The organism is Roseobacter sp. (assembly GCF_039970775.1).
In the GTDB taxonomy this organism is placed as follows: domain Bacteria; phylum Pseudomonadota; class Alphaproteobacteria; order Rhodobacterales; family Rhodobacteraceae; genus Roseobacter.
Genome location: NZ_JBDVLG010000019.1, coordinates 123,496 through 141,856, shown reverse-complemented (window position 1 = coordinate 141,856; position 18,361 = coordinate 123,496). Strand labels below are relative to the sequence as shown.

The 18,361-nt window shown below is 54.3% G+C and carries 17 protein-coding genes and 4 pseudogenes; 6 read left to right on the top strand and 15 right to left on the bottom strand.

All coding sequences use genetic code 11. The features are described from left to right. Window positions 1–39: 39 nt before the first annotated feature. Window positions 40–231: pseudogene (locus ABJH13_RS04050) on the top strand (IS6 family transposase); the annotation flags it as partial. Window positions 232–233: 2 nt separating this feature from the next. On the opposite strand, the pseudogene istA reads toward ABJH13_RS04050, so the two are convergent. From istA to ABJH13_RS04025, 5 genes and pseudogenes are all read right to left on the bottom strand, one after another. Beyond that, window positions 234–800 (bottom strand): annotated as a pseudogene (gene istA / locus ABJH13_RS04045) (IS21 family transposase); the annotation flags it as partial. 81 nt (window positions 801–881) lie between these two features. Next, a pseudogene (locus tag ABJH13_RS04040) lies at window positions 882–1,310 on the bottom strand (IS6 family transposase); the annotation flags it as partial. A 139-nt stretch (window positions 1,311–1,449) separates the two neighbouring features. Further along, entirely contained in the window at window positions 1,450–1,707 is a 258-nt protein-coding gene (locus ABJH13_RS04035) for a YrhK family protein (protein ID WP_348404935.1), read from the bottom strand. A 253-nt stretch (window positions 1,708–1,960) separates the two neighbouring features. Then, window positions 1,961–2,287, bottom strand: coding sequence for a DDE-type integrase/transposase/recombinase (locus ABJH13_RS04030; protein WP_348404934.1), 327 nt, complete (start codon window positions 2,285–2,287; stop codon window positions 1,961–1,963). 16 nt (window positions 2,288–2,303) lie between these two features. Beyond that, window positions 2,304–2,534 carry a hypothetical protein gene (locus ABJH13_RS04025; RefSeq protein WP_348404933.1) on the bottom strand — a complete coding sequence of 77 codons (231 nt, stop codon included), beginning with the start codon at window positions 2,532–2,534 and terminating at the stop codon, window positions 2,304–2,306. Between the two features lie 33 nt (window positions 2,535–2,567). Here ABJH13_RS04025 and ABJH13_RS04020 point away from each other — a divergent pair. Then, window positions 2,568–2,909: pseudogene (locus tag ABJH13_RS04020) on the top strand (DDE-type integrase/transposase/recombinase); the annotation flags it as partial. A gap of 204 nt (window positions 2,910–3,113) precedes the next feature. Here ABJH13_RS04020 and ABJH13_RS04015 read toward each other — a convergent pair. The 5 genes from ABJH13_RS04015 to ABJH13_RS03995 all read right to left on the bottom strand — a co-directional run bounded on the left by ABJH13_RS04015 (window position 3,114) and on the right by ABJH13_RS03995 (window position 8,609). Continuing rightward, window positions 3,114–4,127, bottom strand: a complete 1,014-nt coding sequence (locus ABJH13_RS04015; RefSeq protein WP_348404932.1) for an oligopeptide/dipeptide ABC transporter ATP-binding protein — start codon at window positions 4,125–4,127, stop codon at window positions 3,114–3,116. Further along, entirely contained in the window at window positions 4,124–5,107 is a 984-nt protein-coding gene (locus ABJH13_RS04010) for an ABC transporter ATP-binding protein (protein WP_348404931.1), read from the bottom strand. The genes ABJH13_RS04015 and ABJH13_RS04010 overlap by 4 nt, the downstream gene beginning before the upstream one ends. Continuing rightward, window positions 5,104–5,982 (bottom strand): ABC transporter permease, encoded by an 879-nt coding sequence (locus tag ABJH13_RS04005; RefSeq protein ID WP_348404930.1) that lies wholly within the window; start codon window positions 5,980–5,982, stop codon window positions 5,104–5,106. The genes ABJH13_RS04010 and ABJH13_RS04005 overlap by 4 nt, the downstream gene beginning before the upstream one ends. Further along, window positions 5,979–6,953 carry an ABC transporter permease gene (locus ABJH13_RS04000; RefSeq protein WP_348404929.1) on the bottom strand — a complete coding sequence of 325 codons (975 nt, stop codon included), beginning with the start codon at window positions 6,951–6,953 and terminating at the stop codon, window positions 5,979–5,981. The genes ABJH13_RS04005 and ABJH13_RS04000 overlap by 4 nt, the downstream gene beginning before the upstream one ends. A gap of 69 nt (window positions 6,954–7,022) precedes the next feature. After that, a complete protein-coding gene (locus tag ABJH13_RS03995) occupies window positions 7,023–8,609 on the bottom strand; it encodes an ABC transporter substrate-binding protein (RefSeq protein ID WP_348404928.1) in 1,587 nt (528 codons plus the stop codon). Window positions 8,610–8,771: 162 nt separating this feature from the next. Here ABJH13_RS03995 and ABJH13_RS03990 point away from each other — a divergent pair, with 162 nt between their 5' ends. Genes ABJH13_RS03990 through ABJH13_RS03975 form a run of 4 tightly spaced genes read left to right on the top strand, consistent with a single transcriptional unit; the run spans window position 8,772 to window position 11,818 of the window. Continuing rightward, window positions 8,772–9,347, top strand: a complete 576-nt coding sequence (locus tag ABJH13_RS03990; RefSeq protein WP_348404927.1) for a MarR family winged helix-turn-helix transcriptional regulator — start codon at window positions 8,772–8,774, stop codon at window positions 9,345–9,347. Beyond that, window positions 9,347–10,066, top strand: coding sequence for a creatininase family protein (locus ABJH13_RS03985; RefSeq protein ID WP_348404926.1), 720 nt, complete (start codon window positions 9,347–9,349; stop codon window positions 10,064–10,066). Before ABJH13_RS03990 ends, ABJH13_RS03985 begins: the two co-directional genes overlap by 1 nt. Then, window positions 10,059–11,078, top strand: coding sequence for a 2-dehydropantoate 2-reductase N-terminal domain-containing protein (locus ABJH13_RS03980; RefSeq protein WP_348404925.1), 1,020 nt, complete (start codon window positions 10,059–10,061; stop codon window positions 11,076–11,078). The genes ABJH13_RS03985 and ABJH13_RS03980 overlap by 8 nt, the downstream gene beginning before the upstream one ends. Then, window positions 11,075–11,818 (top strand): SDR family NAD(P)-dependent oxidoreductase, encoded by a 744-nt coding sequence (locus ABJH13_RS03975; protein WP_348404924.1) that lies wholly within the window; start codon window positions 11,075–11,077, stop codon window positions 11,816–11,818. Before ABJH13_RS03980 ends, ABJH13_RS03975 begins: the two co-directional genes overlap by 4 nt. Window positions 11,819–12,083: 265 nt before the next feature. Here the strand turns inward: ABJH13_RS03975 and ABJH13_RS03970 are convergent, their stop codons facing one another. From ABJH13_RS03970 to ABJH13_RS03950, 5 genes are all read right to left on the bottom strand, one after another. Further along, complete coding sequence (locus ABJH13_RS03970) at window positions 12,084–12,401, bottom strand: non-heme iron oxygenase ferredoxin subunit (RefSeq protein WP_348404923.1); 318 nt, start codon at window positions 12,399–12,401, stop codon at window positions 12,084–12,086. Between the two features lie 2 nt (window positions 12,402–12,403). Further along, window positions 12,404–13,357, bottom strand: coding sequence for a fatty acid desaturase family protein (locus tag ABJH13_RS03965; RefSeq protein ID WP_348404922.1), 954 nt, complete (start codon window positions 13,355–13,357; stop codon window positions 12,404–12,406). A 541-nt stretch (window positions 13,358–13,898) separates the two neighbouring features. After that, window positions 13,899–14,627: an amino acid ABC transporter ATP-binding protein gene (locus ABJH13_RS03960; protein ID WP_348404942.1), complete on the bottom strand. Its 729-nt coding sequence runs from the start codon at window positions 14,625–14,627 to the stop codon at window positions 13,899–13,901. Window positions 14,628–14,853: 226 nt separating this feature from the next. Further along, entirely contained in the window at window positions 14,854–17,196 is a 2,343-nt protein-coding gene (locus ABJH13_RS03955; protein WP_348404921.1) for a molybdopterin-dependent oxidoreductase, read from the bottom strand. Between the two features lie 79 nt (window positions 17,197–17,275). Continuing rightward, window positions 17,276–18,325, bottom strand: coding sequence for an amidohydrolase family protein (locus tag ABJH13_RS03950; RefSeq protein WP_348404920.1), 1,050 nt, complete (start codon window positions 18,323–18,325; stop codon window positions 17,276–17,278). Window positions 18,326–18,361 lie beyond the last annotated feature (36 nt).

Sequence of the window (18,361 nt, the reverse complement as noted above, 5' to 3'; positions counted from 1 at the left end):
TAAGTGCGGGTTTTTGGGTTTGAAAGTGAGCACCCAACCGTGACGGTTGATTTCAAAGGGGGCCATTTCCCAAAGAGCGTTACCCTTTACGCTGTGTTTTTCTATGTACATTACGGTGTCTCGTATCGAAATCTTGAAGAGATCATGGCCGAACGCGGTGTTGGAATCGATCATGCCACGCTGAACCGCTGGGTGGTCAAATACTCGCCGCTGATCGCAGCAAGTGCGCAGGCCCCGCCGAAGAACGCGAATGCCTTGTCGTGTGAATCAAAGACCATCTCTTGAGTCTCGCGCGGATAGGCCCTGACAAACGGAATACGGCTGTAGCTGAGGCGCACATGCGCGAACTTGACCGTTATCGTGACGCCGTCGATCAGCACAACCTCATGACTCCAGTCGAACTGATAGGCCTCGCCAGGATCAAAGCTGAGAGGCACGTAGGCTTTGGCCAAAGCCTCCTGCGTCTCGCGCGACGAATTGGCGGCATACCGGCGCACCGCATCATAGCTGCCATCGTAACCAAGAATGTGCAGCTCTTCATAAACCCGAACCAGGGTCAGCCGCTCACGCTTGGGTTTGCCCGCGTTGGTCTCGAGCAAATCATCAAGCTGATCTTTCCATGGGTCGATCTTCGGGCGCGGTTGAACAGACCGACCATAGCTGAACGCCGTATCTCCGGATCAGACGACCTTCCGCACCGTGTTACGCGATAGCCGAAGGTCGCGGCAAATCTGTTTGATCGACTTACCCTCAACAAAATATGCGCGCCTAATCTTCGCAATTGTTTCCACAACCAACATCCCCAATCTGCTCCCCAACATCTTTTGGGAAGCATCCGAACAGAATTATCAGGAGGGTCACTTTTGCATGCCGTTTCACAATCGCAATTTATCAGTGATCATAATGCGCGGCGCCCCTTGCTGGGAGAGTAATTTTCTCATCAGGCGCTCGGCCGCTTCAGCGTTGCGGGGGATCTGAACCAACACGTCCAGAACGAAACCGTTCTGATCAACTACCCGCCAGAGTCAATGTTTCTTGCCCCGTATCGTGATCACCACTTCGTCCAGATGCCACTTGTCATCGAAATTCCCAGCTGAGCGACGACGTATCTTCCCCGCAAACTGACGACCAAACTTTTCTGCCCAAAGGCGGATGATCTAGTGCAATACGACGATCCCGTGCCCGGCCAACAGATCTTCGACCATACGCAAACTGAGCGGAAATCTGAAATACAACCACACCGCATAGGCGGTCACATCAGACGGGAAACGGTGGCGGCGATAAAGCGAAAAGCGATTGGAACTGATCATGCGTTCAAGTCGAACATCGGTTGCGGAAGCGCATTAAGTTTACGGTACCTTCTACGCATTTTTGTCCCCGTCGTGATCTAAATCAGCGTTGAACAGGTTAATGCAATAGTCCCGCCAGTGGACATGGAGCCCTCATAAGCTAACCGTCCTTCGCAAGTTTGAGGTACGCTAGTTCTCGGTACAATTTGATTGTTGGGCGTAGACCAAAAAAAATTGAGCCGATCAGAAACAACCATGTTGCGACATAGGTAGTACTTTCTTTGAAAAACAGAATTGAGCCGACGACGAACATCAACGCTGCTGCGAAATCGACAGCTGTATAGGCTAGTTCGCAACTTGCGAAAATACGTTTATGGGCGTCGCTGCGTTTGCAGTTGTCGGGATGAAAAAGTTTCATGACATTCTCTATTTAAGTTAACTGTCGATGGCATGTGCTACCGAAGTTCGTTTGTTACGTCTAAGAAGGACGCCTTATTTAAACGAAAACACCACGGCTCGCAATGCTCAACGTTACAGCCTTTAGAAGGGTTGTGTCGTGAATTTGTGGGTGGCACGCAATGAGATGGGACTTTTGCATTAATCTAGTTTTGTTAGATGGGACTGTTGCATTAGTTTTCTCAGACGCATGATTATCGGTACAGGGCATTGGATTACGCTGTATCGAACAGCTGGTTAATGAACTGGGTCTCGCCGAGAACACCAGGATGTTTGTGATAGATGTTTCCGCGTTTGATTGTTCTGATCGTCTCTATCCCGCCCAGGGTTGCTTTGGCTGATCGCAGGGATCGAAAGCTCTGGCGATAACCAAGCAGCCTTTTCAGGGCTGCACGATCGCTTTCGATCAGATTGTTGCGCCACTTGCGGTCGATGTGCCGGATGCTGTCAAAATGCGGGTTGTAGCGGTGATTTATCTCGCGGATGACCCGCCGATATGAACGGGCCTTAACCTGTTGGGTGAAGCAGCCGGTACATCCCATTGGTAACTTTCGACTATCACGGTATCAATGACACCGTAAAACCCAGCGGCTGCGCAGAACCCGAAACCAACCCTGCGTCGCCCACGATGTAGGGGGCTCCGTCTGGAATGACTATAACGTCGGGGTTCACGGCGGCACTCGCTGCTGCAATTGCCTCGACAAAGGACATCATTTCTTGTGCGTAGAATTGCGATCGCATGGTGCCAAGTTCGCCTCCGATGGCGGCGACTTCATAGTAAGATAGCATGTTGTCGAGGAAGACACCGTTTTAGCTATAGGTTTAGGCCTTAAGGGCGTCATTCGTGGCAAAAAGCCATGAACGGCGATCCCTGACAGAGCGTTACCTTGTCCACTGGATAGGGTGAACTGCCAATTCCATGCACCCAACGTGCTGTGGGTGAATGACTTCACCTATGTCGCAACGTGGCAAGGGTTTGTCTATGTGACCTTCGTCATTGATGTTTTTGCACGGCGGATCGTTGGATGGCGTGCCAGCCGCACGGCTAACGCAGGCTTCGTTCTCTCCTCTCGGAAAACTGCTTTGCAATCGCCTGACGGGCAGTGCTCCGCCGGAACAACCAACGGTTTATTTAAGGCCGAAGCCATCCACCAGCGTGGGCTTTAGCGCGGCTTCGAGGCCGTCAAACACGCCATCCTAGAATGAGCCGGGTGAGTAAGCTAAGTCAACCGCCAGAAAACCGAGAGAGGGCCTCCCTCTCATTTGGCTCAAACATGACCTACCTTAGCGCAGAAACGGGCGGTTACGGCATCGGTCCCCGGTATCGGCAAACTTCAGAGGTTTAAGTTTACGGCGACGACCTGGGGCTCAGTTAACCCCAGCGGTCTCCATTTGTCGTTTGTGATGATGGCACGCAACAGTGCGCAACTCGGATACCACGGCTGAACCCGGTTGGGCCGCGCGGCACTCTGGGGTCACCAACGGGCAACGCGGGTGGTAATAACAGCCCGCCGGAGGCGATAAAGGAGAAGGTACTTCACCCTCAATCGTGTCAAACCGCACCAATTCATCTGCATCGAGCACCAACTTGGGAACGCTGCCAAACAAGGCACTCGTATAAGGGTGGGCAGGTTGACCAAACACGTCTGCCACCGGTCCAAGCTCTACAATACGGCCCAGATACATCACAGCGACCCGGTCGCTGACATGCTGCACCACGGACAAATCATGGCTGATGAAAACACAAGTCAGATTTAGACCCTGCGTCAGTTCCAAAAACAAATTGATGATTTGTGCCTGAATGGAAACGTCCAAGGACGCGACCGGTTCATCGCAAATCAACACATCGGGTTGCATCGCAAGCGCGCGAGCAATCGCGATACGCTGGCGCTGACCACCCGAAAACTGGTGCGGATAGCGATCCATCCAAACGGGATCAAGACCCACACGTTCGAACCACTCTGCGACATAAGATCTGGATTGAGCCTTGGACGTGAGCCTATGCGCAATGGGGCCTTCTGCGACTGTTTCACCCACCTTCATACGGGGATCAAGGCTGGCGAACGGGTCTTGAAAAACGGTCTGAACGCGGGTTGTGACCTTTCTCCCGTTCTCCATCACGGGCGTCCCATCAATCGTTACCGCACCATCGGTTGGCGGCAGAATTCCTGCGATCAGACGGCCCAATGTCGACTTTCCACACCCGGATTCCCCGACCAACCCAAGCGTCTCGCCCCTGCGCACAGATAGCGTCACATTCGAAACCGCACGCACGGCACGTGTTTCAACCTTTGCCCCCAGTCTGGCGGCGATCTTTTCACCTGTGCTGAGTTGGGGTCCAAACACCCGACTGACATTGCTGATGGCCAAAAAATCGTTCATGCTGAGGCACCTACGGGTTGCGCGCCCGGATGAAAGCACCGCCATCCGCGTGCGTCTTGGAGGCTCATTTCGGGGGGCTGTTCACAGGCCAGCGTACGGCGATCACAGCGCGGCGCAAAGGGGCACCCGCGCGGCAACGACAACAGAGAGGGCGTCGTGCCGGGGATCTGCGTGAGATGCGCCCCCGGTTCAGCCATCATCGGCAAAGATGCGATGAGCCCGGCCGTATAGGGATGACGCGGATCACGCAGCAGTGTCGCCGTGGGGCCATATTCTACGATGCGCCCTGCATACATCACCGCCAGTTTGCTCGCCAAACTCGAGACAACCGCAAGGTCGTGACTGATCCATATCATTGCGGTCCCTGTTTCCGCCGCCAGATCCCGCATTTGCAACAAGATTTGCGCCTGAATGGAGACGTCGAGCGCGGTCGTAGGTTCATCGGCCACGAGCACAGCAGGACGGTGCAGCAATGCAATCGCAATTGCCACGCGTTGGCGCATCCCGCCGGAAAATTCATGCGGATAGGCGCGCAGACGTTCACTGGCCGACGGAATGCCCACTTGGGTCAACAGTTCCGCCGCACGGGCCATAGCGGCACGTTTGCTGAGCCGTTCATGGGCACCAAGTGCCAGTCGCATCTGTTGGCCCACCGTCAACAGCGGGTTCAACGTGGCGATAGGGTCCTGAAAGATCATCGAAATTTCGCGACCTCGGCGTGCCCGCAATTCGGGACCGGACAATGTCGTCAGTTCGGTTCCATTGAGTTTGATACTGCCATCAACGACCCTGCCCGGTGCATCAACCAATCCCAGTAGCGAAAAGCCCGTGACAGTCTTGCCCGATCCGCTTTCGCCGACCAACCCCAAGATCTCGCCTTGTGCCAGATCAAAGGAAATACCATCCACCGCCTTGACGACACCCGCACGGGTGAAGAAATGCGTGCTCAGGTTTTGTACGCTTAGAACTGGATCCGTCATTTGCGCAGCCTTGGGTTAAATTGATCGCGCACCTGATCGCCCACTATGTTGATGGCCACGATCAGGATGATCAGCGCCACGCCCGGATAGACGGAAATCCAATACCGGCCGCTCATCATATAGGGGAAACCGTTCGAAATTAGCATACCCAGAGAGGGTTCTGTGACGGGTAGGCCCAACCCCAGAAAGCTAAGCGTGGCTTCGAGCGAGATGGAATTGGCAATCTGAACGGTGGCGACAACGATCAAGGGCGGCGTGCAATTGGGCAGCATATGACGCCATACGACCAGCCGCGCACTGAGAGGGGTGGCGAGAGCTGCTTCGATGTAGTCCTTGCCGCGTTCGGCTTTGGCGGCGCCATAGGCTGTGCGCGCAAAGTAGGCATATTGTGCGGCGACCAGCGCCCCTATCAACTGTGCTTTGCCTTGGCCCAGCAATGCGACAATGACCAAGGCCAGCAATATCGCAGGGAAGGACAATTGCAGGTCAACCAACCGCATGATCAACGTTTCGACACGACCACCGACATAGGCGGCAAGTATGCCAAGCGTTGTGCCAATGCTGAGCGATACCACCCCCGCCGCCAACCCGATTTGGATGGAAATACGCAGCCCGTAAAAAATAGCTGACAACAGATCGCGCCCCTGCGGGTCTGTGCCTAAAACGTGGGTATAGCCGCCTGACCCGACAAACCCCGGAGGTCTGCGACTGTCCATCAATGACAGATTTGCCAAATCATAAGGGTTTTGCGGGGAAATCAAGGCAGCACAAAGCGCCAATAGGATCATCAACACGACGATCCCCAAGGCGAACACAGCGATACTATTTTCGCGATATTCCGCCCAGAAGCGGCCCAGTGGTGTGCTATTTTTCATACTGTTGCTCCTTCCCGGACGCGCGGGTCAATCAGAGCAAAAACCAGATCAATCACAAAATTTATGGTCACGAATAGGAACGCCACAAGGATCAGGTAAGCCACCATAACCGGCCGGTCGAGCACGGCGATACTGTCGATGATCAGCTTACCCACACCGGGCCATGAAAAGATTGTCTCGGTGACAACGGCAAAGGCGAGCGTTGATCCGAGCTCCAGCCCGAAGACGGTGATGATGGGAATGGAAATCAGTTTCAGCAAGTGGCGGCGCAGAATTGTCGCTTCGGACAGACCGGCGGCACGGGCAAATTTGATCGTATCGGTCAACATAATTTCACGCGTTCCGGCGCGGGCCAGTCGGATCATCATTGCCAGCTTAAAAAGCGCCAGATTGATCGCGGGTAACACGATATGCGACAGCCCGTTCAACGTTGGGAATGACCACGAGACACCCAAGATTTCGATCGTTTCCCCGCGCCCCCCCGCAGGCAGCCATCCCAGATTCACAGCGAAGAATAGGATCAGGATCAAACCCACCCAAAACGAAGGAACCGAAAACCCTAAGACGGATACCGCCATAATGGTTTTGGAAGCCCAGCTGTCGGGGCGGTAGCCGGCATAGATGCCAAGGCTGACACCAAACACAGTGGCCGAGATAACCGAAATGAGAACCAGTTCGAGCGTGGCAGGCAGCCGTCCGCCAATCAGCTCCAACACCGGCATATTATAGACGAATGAACGGCCCAGATCGCCCTGTAGCAGGTTGATGACAAACGTGACGTATTGTTCATAGAGCGGGCGGTCCAACCCCAACCTGCGGATCGCCTCTTCGCGGATCTCCTGCGTGGCATCGGGCGGGATGACAATATCGATGGGGTTGCCGATGGCATAGACACCAAAGAAAACGATGACCGACATGACGGCCATAACGCCGACAGCCTGCATAAAGCGCTGGATAACGAAGCCGAGCATCTGCTCTCCCTCAGGATAAAACAGGCCAGGCAGTCAAGTCGCCGCCCGGCCTCTTGGTCCGGTATCCGATCAGGACGCGGGTTTCATAAAGAAAGCCAGCGTGTCCTCATCAAAGCGCGGCGTAAACTCCAGCATACCGGCCTTGGCGCCCCACACTGTTTGCAGTTGCACCAGCGAGATATACGCCTTGTCTGCCATCACCTTTTCCATCGCCTGCTCGTAGGTTGCGCGACGCAGGTCAGGGTCCATCATCTTGGCCCCTTCTTGCATCAGGATGTCTACCTCATCGTTTTTATACTCGATGCGGTTAAACGCGCCCAACTTCACATCCGGGTTGTTGGAATGGCCAAGCCCGCCCAACGTATAAGACGCCTCGCCCGTCAATGTGCCCCAGCCGTTCATGAACATGGAATATTCAAGCCGCGCCTGTGCAGGGAAATAAACGGTTTTCGAGATCGCATTGACGTTGGTGGTGATCCCCGCCTGCGTCAACATTTGGCCCAGACCTTGGCAGATCGCCGCATCACCGGGCAAACGATCACCGGTGCAGTAAAGATCAACCTCAAACCCATCCGGATAGCCCGCATCCGCCAGCAATTCCTTGGCCTTTGCAGGGTTGTACTCGGGCATCGGGATGCTTTCGCTCGACCCAAAGAAACCCGGAGGCATCATCTGGTTGGCAGGTTTGCCCAGACCTTCCAGCACGATATCGACCATGGTTTCACGATCAATGGCATAGTCGATCGCCTGACGGACCTTCAGATCCCGAAATGGGTTCGCGTCCAGTTTTGAGCCGTCTTTGGCCCGCACAAGCGGCGTATCTTCACGCTGATCCAGTTGCAGGTTCATGACGTAGACACTGTCGCCTTTGACCGCATCAATGCTGGCGTCGCGGTCCAGCGCGAGATAGTCCACAGAAGACACATAGTTGATCACATCAACCTGCCCCGCCTTCAGAGCCGCCAAACGCGAGCTGTCATTGGGAATTTCCTTGCGAATGACAGTTTCCCACGCACCTTCACCCCGCCAGTAATCGTCGTTGCGGTGCAGCACCAGATCACCTTTTGGCTCCCAGCTGACGTATTTATAGGGGCCTGTGCCGATTGTGGCGGCACCAGAATTAAAGCCCGCAGCGGCCGTTTCAGGTGTCGAATAATCTGCGGCCGCTTCGGATGAAACGATGAACAGACGGATGAAATCATTCGGCAAGGTTGCTGCCTGGCCGTCGGTGTTGATGTGCAGTGTGTGGGGGTCGATGATATCCACACTGGCCACGCGGCGCACGTAAATGGCCGTTGTGGTGGGGCCTGTCACAACTGGAATACGCTCAATTGAGAACTTCACGTCTTCGGCGTCAAAGTCAGACCCGTCGTGAAATTTTACGCCTTCGCGCAGTTTGAATTCCCATGTGTCTTCGTCAATCGCTTTCCAACTTGTTGCCAGACCCGGCTCAATCTGCAAATCCGTACCGGACCAGACCAACGTGTCGAAAATATGCTTGGCCGCTTCCGCATGAGAGCCCAAAGCGGAGAAATGCGGATCCATCGATTCAGGTCCGCCGCGCACCCCCATTGTCAGCACTTGGGCCGATGCGGCACTCGCCGCCGTCAAACCCAGCGCGAATGCCAGAGGGGCAAGGAATTTCTGGTATATCATGACTTTCCCTTCCTGTTGTTGGCGAGGCAGCAGGCCTCGACGTTTTGGTTTGTTTTTATTTGGTGTTCCATTTGGAACTTGCTTTATCAAGATGTGCGTGAATAATGTGGTAGTCAAGTTCATTTTGGAACTCATTTCGGTCAACAAGGGTAAAACACTGATATGGCGGGACCGCACAGCGAATGTGATCAGGAATGCGGCAAACAGCCCACTGCGCAAAGCCCGGACATGCTGGATGCCAAGCTGTGGAATAACCCTTGCCCCTTTACTTTTCGGATCAATTATCTGGCGCTGCTTTATAACACGCCGCTCTATAGTTGGGTCCAGGACACCTACGGGCTGAAGCGCCCCGAATATGTGGTGTTGTATTCGCTGGCTCTGGCGGATGGGGGCAGCGCGCGGGATGTATCGGATACGTCAGGCTTTCCTAAGAACACCCTCAGCCGCGCGATCAAGCGGTTGGAGTTGATGGGGCTGATCGATGCACGCACCAAAGCGCCGGGGGGCGGGCGCACTCAGGCCTTGAGATTGTCAGACAAGGGTTGGGCGCTCATTCATGAGACCCGCCCGGCCTTTGAAGCGCAAGAAAAGCGCATGCTGCAAGCCCTGTCAGAAGGCGAGCGACAGATGTTATTGGAATTGATGTCCAAAGTCGTGATGGGGGCACAGGATTTGGCCGGTGAACTCCCCCTTGCGGCTGATCTCGGGGCAAAAGGCGCACAGATAGGAAAACCGTAGTGACCACCATAGCAAACATGAATTGGCGAGATGTCCAAGCCGCCGCCGCGCGTGATCCGCGTTGTATCCTGCCCATTGGCTCCACCGAGCAACATGCGCAACTGTCGCTCTGCGTGGATATGATATTGGCGGAAAAAGTCGCGACCGAGGCCGCTGCCCCACTGGATATTCCGGTTTTTCCGGTGATGCCTTATGGCTTAGCACCTTACTTTAACGATTACCCCGGCACCATCAGTCTGCGCCTCGAAACGTTGATGGCGGTGATCCGGGATATCATCGCTTCGCTCAGACGTTCGGGGTTCCGCCAGATCTTGATCGTGAACGGCCATGGGGGGAACAATCCTGTTGGCGCGCTTGCTCAGGAGGTGATGGCGGAATACGGCGACCTCTCAATTAAGTTCCACAATTGGTGGAATGCGCCGCAGACTTGGGCGAAAATCCAGTCAATTGACACCAGCGGTTCGCATGCCAACTGGATGGAGAACTTTCCCTGGACGCGGCTGGCTCATGCCCCTGCCCCAGAGGGTCAAAAACCATCAGTGGACATGGCGCTCATGAAAGCCTGCCCGCCTCGGCAAGTGCGCATGTTGCTTGAAGATGGCTCTTTTGGTGGCCCATGGCAGCGCTCTGACGCGGATATGCTTGCGATTTGGGACACTGGCGTAGCCGAAACCCGAACGGCGTTGATGGGGCCTTGGGCAGACCTAAGCAATGGATGATCCCGTCCTGATCTGGGGCGCGGGAGCGATTGGGGGCATCTTGGGTGCGTATTGGGCGCGCGCGGGTGTGCCAGTCTTGATGGTCGACATTGTGCCGGACCACGTCGCGGCCTGTTCCGGCGAAGGGCTGATGATCCAAGGGCCGGTTGAGGAATTTCAACAGGTCGTCCCTTGCGTCACGCCCGATGAACTCACGGGCACCTATTCCCGTATCGTTCTCGCGGTCAAAGCCCATGCAACCCAAGGTGCTTTGGCACAGCTGACACCGCATCTGGCGGCTGACGGGTACGTTTTATCCGCACAAAATGGCCTGAACGAACGCGTCATCGCCCAGCATGTCGGCGCAGACCGCACCATCGGGGCCTTTGTGAATTACGGTGCAGACTGGATCGGCCCGGGCCGGATCTTGTTTGGCAATCGGGCTGCAGTGGTGATCGGTGAGATCGATGGTGAAATCCGGGCCCGCACGCAAGCCATGCATCGGCTGTTGCAGATTTTCGAACCAGAGGCTGTCTTGACCCAAGACATCTGGGCCTATCTTTGGGGAAAGCTTGGGTATGGCGCAATGCTGTTTGCCACAGCTCTCAGCGCCGACAGTATGACAGAGAATTTTGCGGACCCCGCGCGCGGCCCTGCGTTAATAGGGCTGGCACGCGAGGTGATGAAAACCGCGCGCGCCGAAGGGGTTGACCCCAAAGCCTTCAACGGGTTTGAACCCAGCGCGTTCATGCCCGACGCAGGAGACGTGCCAGCCTTGCAAAGCCTCACAGATCTTGCAGTTTTTAATTCCAAAACCGCCAAGACCCATACTGGCATCTACCGCGATTTGGCCGTGCGCAAACGTAAGACCGAGGTTGACCCACAGGTTGGTGTGGTCGCACAGATTGCCGCGCGCCACGGCATCGACACACCTTTGTTGCGCCGATTGGTTGCATTGATCCACGACATCGAAAATGGCCATCGCGACATGTCTGCCGATACCTTCCACGAGCTGACCAAGGTGTTGGTATGAGCAAACGCACCGCCCTTGTCACAGGGGTTGTTGGAGGTATTGGCGCGGCCATCGCCGCCCGCTTGGCCGCGGACGGGGCGCAGGTGATCATCACTGATCTACCGGGTGAGGCGCTAGATAAAACCGCTGACAAGCTGGGCCTACCTGCCGTAGGAGCCGATCTGTGTGACCCCGCAGGCGTGCAACAGATGTGTGACCGGATTGTCGCCGACCATGATGCGCCGGCGGTTCTGGTGAATGCGGCCGGAGGTGTGCGTGGTCAGGTCGGCACACCGCTTGAGGAGGTCGACGCCACAGATTGGCGCGACATTTTTTCGATAAATGTAGATGCCACGCTCTTTCTCACGCAGGCACTGGTTCCGGCAATGAAGGCCGCAGGTTGGGGCCGGATCGTGACGATCAGCTCGGGCGCCGGTTTGCGGCCCAGCCTGACCGGGATCCATGCCTACACCGCGGCCAAACACGCGCTGGTCGGTTTGACAAAACAACTGAGCCTCGAACTAGGCCAACACGGTATCACAGCCAATTCCATCGCCCCCGGTTTTATCCTGTCTAATCCCGCAACCTTACGTCAATGGGACGCCTACGGGCCACAAGGACAAGCCCAATTGATCGAACGCATCCATACCCGTCGTTTGGGTACACCCGAGGATATTGCCTCCGCTGCCGCTTTTTTAAGCTCTGACGACGCAAGTTGGATCACGGGCCAAATCCTAGGCGTCGATGGCGGCGCATCTTAACCAGCAGCCCCATAGCTAACCCCGTTTTGAACAACGTCAAAGGCCACGGAACACCGGGTATCCAAGACGTTAGAACACTTGTTTTCTTGCCCTCAGTCGGGGGCAAACCGGCTGTATTCTGGGGCATCGAACGGTTGCCCCCGCGGATCGCAAGACTAGGATTGATTAGTGTGGGCGTCAAAGCGGGGCAAGATTGGAACGATCCGAATAGTCAAACACGGCCATATTCACCCTACGCTTTTAGGTGCCAACGGTGAGATTGAATTCAGAGTTTAATCTGTACCATGCCCGCGTGCACGCGCGTTTCAAACGTCATCATGCGCCGCGTAACAGGTGCACCAACGGGGCTGCCATCACGCACATCGAATGCCCCTTGATGCAAAGGGCATTCGATAACGTGGCCGTCGAAATACCCATCACAAAGGTCAACGCCTCCGTGATTGCACAGGGCCATTGACGTAAAAATACCACTGGGCGTGTCATAAACTGCAAGCTTACGTGCGCCAAAATCAACACGCGTCACCCATTTTTTTTCAAGATCATCTACGGGGAGGATGTCTTTCCAACTCTTTTCACGGGCCATTTCTAAACAGCTCCGCTCGTGGATTTCTGGGTATGAATGTGGCGAATAATATCTATGTGTGCACCGACGTACCCTGCTTTTTCGACATGAATATGATCCTTCAGCTTTTCATGTAGTTTTGGCAATGTGTGGTACGGGATCGAAGAAACATAGTGATGTTCAGCGTGATAGTTCATATTCCAACATAAAAAACGCCATGGTCCTGAAACAATATTTGTTCGCGTGTTTTCATGCATTTGCGCAACCGTTGGACGGGCAACGTGTTCTGTCATACGAATAAAACGCATCACCGGCTCGCCCATGAAAACAGGAATGACCCAGACCCAGATCAAACCCCACCATCCCGTAATGGCCATACTGGAAAACAACAACGCGTAGAACGTCAGCATCATTCTCGCATCTCGGTAAACCGATGCGTATTCCTCTTTGGGGATAAACTTGCGTTCAATGTCATTCAAATCTCCGCGTGCATGGCGAAAAATTTCGGTGAATTTGTTGCGCCAATAAGGAATTGAAGACAAGTAAAACAGATATTCCCCATAGGTCGTGGGTGTTGGTATCAATTCGGGGTCTTCGCCGTGAAGTTGCGTGTAAGTGTGATGATCACAATGTTCATAGCGAAAGAAACGATGCGGTAGCATAATAATGTAACCACAAATCTGCCCAACGACATCATTCAATTTTCGGGTGCGAAATACGGTGTAGTGAACGCATTCATGTTGCAATGAGAAATGGTGTACGAGTACGATACCATGGACAAACATCGCTGGCCAAATCAACCAAGAATTCCACGACAACACGATCATCGATGTTGTGGTCGCAACAACCAAAACCCAAACAGCAAGCCGTTTGAGTGAAATGGCGTCGGAGCGTTTCATGAGTTCCTTCAACTCTTCACGAGAGAGCTTGCCCTCAGTCAAAGCCTGAGACAGCGGGGTTATAATTTCTTGTGACACGTGAAAACCTATTTTTGCGCGTATGCGAGCGTTGCTCTGCGATACTAGCTTCGGAGACGGGAGTGCTCCGCACCACAAGTCCGGCCCGAAAATGCCGCCTTGTGTACCTAATTTATGCAGTGTCGTATGTGGGTGTCAAATTTAAAATGGTATAAATGGCGGCCATGGCACGCATCAAAGGACAGGTCCGGTTTGGCCTTGATGGCCGCCGCAGATGCTGGATGACCGAAGCACAAAAAAGATCGGCCTGAACGTGTGGTATCGAAACATGGGCCTCTTGACCTACCCCAAGCCGATATTCTGTGGCCCGCGGTTGCATCCGAGAGTTGTCTCGTAGAATCGATGAGAAAGGGGTGTGTAAAGAATATCGCCGCGCTAACCTTGGCTGCGTCCAAGTGCGCCTAGCACCAACTTGATCATGAACTTGGGTGGTGTTGCTTTCGTTTCGATATATTGGGGTTCTTTCTTGCCAAAGAGCTACAGATTGCAGCTTAGTTTAATGTCTAAATTTCGAGAGGGAGCCCGGATTCGTATTGCCTGTTCAGTGTTCCAAAATCTGACTAAGGAACATTTTGCAGCGGTCGCTTTCGGGGTTGGTAAAGAACTTTTCAGGGGGCGAAACCTCGACGATCTGACCCGCTTCCATAAACACCATCGTATCTGCCACTTTACGGGCAAATCCCATTTCGTGGGTGACGCAAACCATTGTGATCCCCGTATCCGCGAGTTCAACCATAACATCCAGAACTTCGTTGATCATCTCGGGATCAAGCGCCGACGTCGGTTCATCAAACAGCATGATCCGCGTCTCCATACACAGCGACCGGGCGATGGCAACGCGCTGTTGCTGCCCGCCAGAAAGCTGAGCGGGATATTTTCCGGCTTGCTCCGAGATATGCACCCGTTCGAGATATTTACGCGCCCGCACCTCGGCCTCTGAGCGGTTAACTTTTTGAACTTTCATCGGGCCAATGGTCAGGTTTTCGAGGATGGTCAAATGCGGAAACAGATTAAACTGTTGAAATACCATTCCCACATCCTGTCGAAGACGCCGCAAGTCTTTACTATCTTTTTCGACATCAATCCCATCAATTCGGATTGTGCCCGCGCTATGAAATTCCAGCCCGTTAAAGCACCGAATAAGCGTGGATTTACCGCTGCCTGATGGTCCGCAAATGACAACACGCTCGCCTTGTTTTACGCTAAGCGTCACATTGGTTAGCGCCTGAAATGTACCGTAGAATTTGTCGACGTTTCGGACCGAAATCATGTTTTCTGGCACGTTCAAGGAATTTCCCCTGCGAAAAATTTAGCGTTGAGCTTATATGTCTACGCTTATTATTCTTAGGCAAGATGTTTTCCGTATTATTTTGACCGTGCCAGGGCATCGCCAAAAAACCGGGCAGATATATGTCCAGCACCTGCACCCCAAGCTGATAGCACGACACGACTCTCATTTGGATACGTCGTGCATAGAGATGCGATTTGGGCAGTTGTTAACCTTGGGTTTGGTCGAAAATCGCAGGCGGCACATGGGCCGTCACGTCGGGTAAGGGCCCTTTAAACAGGCTGACCTCAACCAAACATGAATGCGCGACAGGCCCCTGCGCAAGAGATGATGTGCCACGATCAGGCGTAAGCACATTGGGGTTGCCATGTTTGCAAATCGGTCGATCCGTCCGCGCCAAAGAGGTCGCGATTTGCTCTGGGTCATACCATGCGCCGGTGCTTAGCTGGATAACTTTAGGCATGACCTCGGCACTGATGATCAAGCCGCAAAGGCACGCACCGCGGTCGTTGTGAACCTTCACGATATCACCGGATTTCAGCCCACGTTCTGCGGCGTCATCGGGGTGCATCGTCACCGGTTCACGACCCGCGATTTTGGCCTGCCGGCTGACAGATCCATGGTCTAACTGCGAATGCAGTTTGGTTTTGGGCTGGTTCGACAACAAGTGCAGCGGGTGGCGTGCGGTATCCCCGCCCAACCATTCGCGCGGCTCAAACCACCTTGGATGCCCATGGCAATCATCCAATCCAAAATCTGCAATGGTTTGCGAAAAAATCTCGATCTTACCGCTGGGGGTTTTTAACGGGTGTGCCGCTGGGTCGCATCTGAAATCTTTGAACACAACAAAGGCCTCTTGCGGCGGTTCAATATATTGAAATTCAGCGGCTTTCAGGGCCTCTAATTCTAACAATGGCTCAGCAAGTTGAGGGTTCATATCACGCGAGGCATCTTGCAAAAACTCGAGCCAATCGTGTTGGGTCCGCCCTTCGGTAAAAGCCTGCTCAAAACCCATCTTTTGCGCAAGACGTCTGAAAATCTCGAAATCATCCAAAACATCTTTGGGCGGCTCAGTCACCTTTTTCATCCAAATATGGTATGGATCGCGGGGGTTTAGCATCAAATCTTCGCGCTCGGGCGGTGTGGTGCACGGCAAAACGATATCGGCGTGTTTTGCGTGCGCATTCCAGCACCATTCATGGGCAATTATCGTCTCAGGCTTTGCCCAGGCCTTGCGCAGCCTGTTGAGATCTTGATGGTGGTGAAACGGGTTGCCGCCTGCCCAGTAAATCAGCTTGATATCGGGGTAATCGTGGGTCGCGCCGTTATAGGTAAACTCTGCGCCAGGATTCAGCAACATATCAGAAATACGCGCGACGGGGATAAAGGCCTGCACAGGGTTTTGGCCTTGCGACATGGCCTCAAGCTTGAGGTCGGTGTGCTCCAACCCAATGTTGTTCACCGCCGAATACCCCAAACCAAATCCGCCGCCAGGCAACCCAATCTGGCCGACCATCGCCGCAAGCGTGATTAACATCCAAAACGGCTGCTCTCCGGATTCTTGCCGCGTCAAAGACCAGCTCGCCGACAACATCGTACGGTGCCGGCATATTCTCCGGGCAAGGTCTACGATATCAGCGGCCGGAATTTGGCATTTATCGGCCGCCCAGTCGGCCGATTTTGGGACACCATCGGTATCCCCCATCAAATACGCGCGAAACTGCGGAAACCCCACTGTGTACCGGTCCAGAAACTCTGTCGCATGCAGGCCCTCCGCCACCATCGTATGCGCAAGGCCAAGCATAAATGCTACGTCCGAACCGGGCCGCGGGGCGATCCATTCTGCATCAAGATCATCGTGAACGTCGGCGCGGATGGGCGACACATTTACAAAAGCGATACCTGCCTTGCGGGCCTGCGCTGTGGCTTCGTGTTGCCGGTGCCGCCCAACACCGCCCTGCCCGATTTGCGCGTTTTTCAACGGCAAGCCCCCGAAGGCCAAGAATAATTCAGCATCATCGATGATGCTTTGCCAACTTGTTTGACAGTTAATCATCTCGCTGTAGTTGCCCAAAGCGTGATCAACGATCACCTCTCCGGCGGCCAAACTATACGAATTCACAGACCGCACAAAGCCACCCATGCAATTCATAAATCGTTTCAACTGCCCCTGCGCATGATGAAACCGGCCCGCCGATGCCCAACCGTATGAACCTGCAAAGATTGCATCGTTGGAATGTTCGGATTTGACACGTTGCAGTTCCCCCGCGACCAAATCTACCGCTTTTTCCCATGAAACGGCCACAAAACTGTCCTGGCCGCGCGGGGTGTCACCAGATTGTGGGCCGGTCTCAAGCCACCCCTTGCGTACCATCGGCGTTGTGATCCGCGTTGGGTGGTCCAAAACATCAACGATCCCCGCGCCAATCGGTGACGGATCGACATCGTGCTCAAAGCTGTGTAGCTTGGTTAACCTTCCACGGCTGTCGCGTTCTGCGCGATACGTGCCCCAGTGAAAGCTCGTTAGGGGGCGTTCGTGACGCGTTGTCATTTGATTTCCTTAGGTGTTGGGGCCGGTTATCCTGATTTCGATGAAATCGGAAATAAACACAATAAGCGTATACATAATCTCATACGGGGCTTTCCACCTGTTCCATCGTATGGATACGCGCGGCACGCAACGCATCCAATGACGCAAACAGATCATGGGCGGTTTTCCACGCGATTTGCTGTTTTTCTGCCGCGCCTAAATCGGCCGGGACCAGGGCGTGCGCATGTGGATCATCTTTGAAAATCGGGTAGTCCGACCCCAACATAACCCGATCTGCGCCAAAAAGCTTCACTGCCGCCTCTAGCGCACGGGGGCCAAGTGACGCGCAATCATACCACAAACGCCGCAAGCGATCGGTGGGGAACGGGTCGTTCGGCGTGCGGTGCCGCGCGATGCTTTCCATACGTTCAAAGATGAACGGCAACGTACCCCCCAAATTCACCACCTGAAAGCTGATGTTGGGAAATTCATCCAGCATATCAGATAGGATCACGGTCAGCGCCACCTGCGCCGCACTTGCTTGTAGATCAATGGCAGACAGGCGGTATTGCACGTTGTCGCCCGGGCGCGGTGGCAGCGGTTCATCGACCTTCAGACCGGGGTGTAGCATGATGAGACAGCCATATTCATTGGCGGCCTCCAGCAGGGGGCGCAGCTCTTCTGCTTCAGCGAGTGAATTGAAATAATTCGACGGCAAGATAAATCCGGGCAACCCCAGATCACGGCGCATACGGGTCACTTCGGCGCAGGCCAGATCCATGTCTGCCAAAGGCACGCCGCCCAATCCGATCAACGCACCGTTTGTGCTTTTTGTGAGATGCGCCAGATACGTGTTGTACTCTGATATGGCCCCGGCGATCTCGTCTACAGGAAGCAATTCAACCCCCAAAGCCCCGGGAAATGTTAACATGCGGTGGGTCAGCCCACAGGCTTGCATCTCTGCCAGCCCGACACGGTGATCGTGATACTGGTCGGTGAATTCAAATTCATCATTCATCGCCACCATCATCAATGCGCCATCTTCGCGGGTGCGCAGGTAGGGGCGTTCGGTGCGCGACTGCAAGGTCTCTAACAACCCACCACCGTAGAAATGGGAATGCATATCAATACGTTGGTTCGCTTCTGTCATCCTAGACCTCGTGTCTTCACGCGCCCTTTAGTCCGG

What these genes read in the sequence shown, in the direction of transcription:
- ABJH13_RS04035 (WP_348404935.1), bottom strand. Translation starts at nt 1,707, where the DNA reads ATGAAACTTTTTCATCCCGACAACTGCAAACGCAGCGACGCCCATAAA.
- ABJH13_RS04030 (WP_348404934.1), bottom strand. Translation starts at nt 2,287, where the DNA reads ATGGGATGTACCGGCTGCTTCACCCAACAGGTTAAGGCCCGTTCATAT.
- ABJH13_RS04025 (WP_348404933.1), bottom strand. Translation starts at nt 2,534, where the DNA reads ATGCTATCTTACTATGAAGTCGCCGCCATCGGAGGCGAACTTGGCACC.
- ABJH13_RS04015 (WP_348404932.1), bottom strand. Translation starts at nt 4,127, where the DNA reads ATGAACGATTTTTTGGCCATCAGCAATGTCAGTCGGGTGTTTGGACCC.
- ABJH13_RS04010 (WP_348404931.1), bottom strand. Translation starts at nt 5,107, where the DNA reads ATGACGGATCCAGTTCTAAGCGTACAAAACCTGAGCACGCATTTCTTC.
- ABJH13_RS04005 (WP_348404930.1), bottom strand. Translation starts at nt 5,982, where the DNA reads ATGAAAAATAGCACACCACTGGGCCGCTTCTGGGCGGAATATCGCGAA.
- ABJH13_RS04000 (WP_348404929.1), bottom strand. Translation starts at nt 6,953, where the DNA reads ATGCTCGGCTTCGTTATCCAGCGCTTTATGCAGGCTGTCGGCGTTATG.
- ABJH13_RS03995 (WP_348404928.1), bottom strand. Translation starts at nt 8,609, where the DNA reads ATGATATACCAGAAATTCCTTGCCCCTCTGGCATTCGCGCTGGGTTTG.
- ABJH13_RS03990 (WP_348404927.1), top strand. Translation starts at nt 8,772, where the DNA reads ATGGCGGGACCGCACAGCGAATGTGATCAGGAATGCGGCAAACAGCCC.
- ABJH13_RS03980 (WP_348404925.1), top strand. Translation starts at nt 10,059, where the DNA reads ATGGATGATCCCGTCCTGATCTGGGGCGCGGGAGCGATTGGGGGCATC.
- ABJH13_RS03975 (WP_348404924.1), top strand. Translation starts at nt 11,075, where the DNA reads ATGAGCAAACGCACCGCCCTTGTCACAGGGGTTGTTGGAGGTATTGGC.
- ABJH13_RS03970 (WP_348404923.1), bottom strand. Translation starts at nt 12,401, where the DNA reads ATGGCCCGTGAAAAGAGTTGGAAAGACATCCTCCCCGTAGATGATCTT.
- ABJH13_RS03960 (WP_348404942.1), bottom strand. Translation starts at nt 14,627, where the DNA reads ATGATTTCGGTCCGAAACGTCGACAAATTCTACGGTACATTTCAGGCG.
- ABJH13_RS03955 (WP_348404921.1), bottom strand. Translation starts at nt 17,196, where the DNA reads ATGACAACGCGTCACGAACGCCCCCTAACGAGCTTTCACTGGGGCACG.
- ABJH13_RS03950 (WP_348404920.1), bottom strand. Translation starts at nt 18,325, where the DNA reads ATGACAGAAGCGAACCAACGTATTGATATGCATTCCCATTTCTACGGT.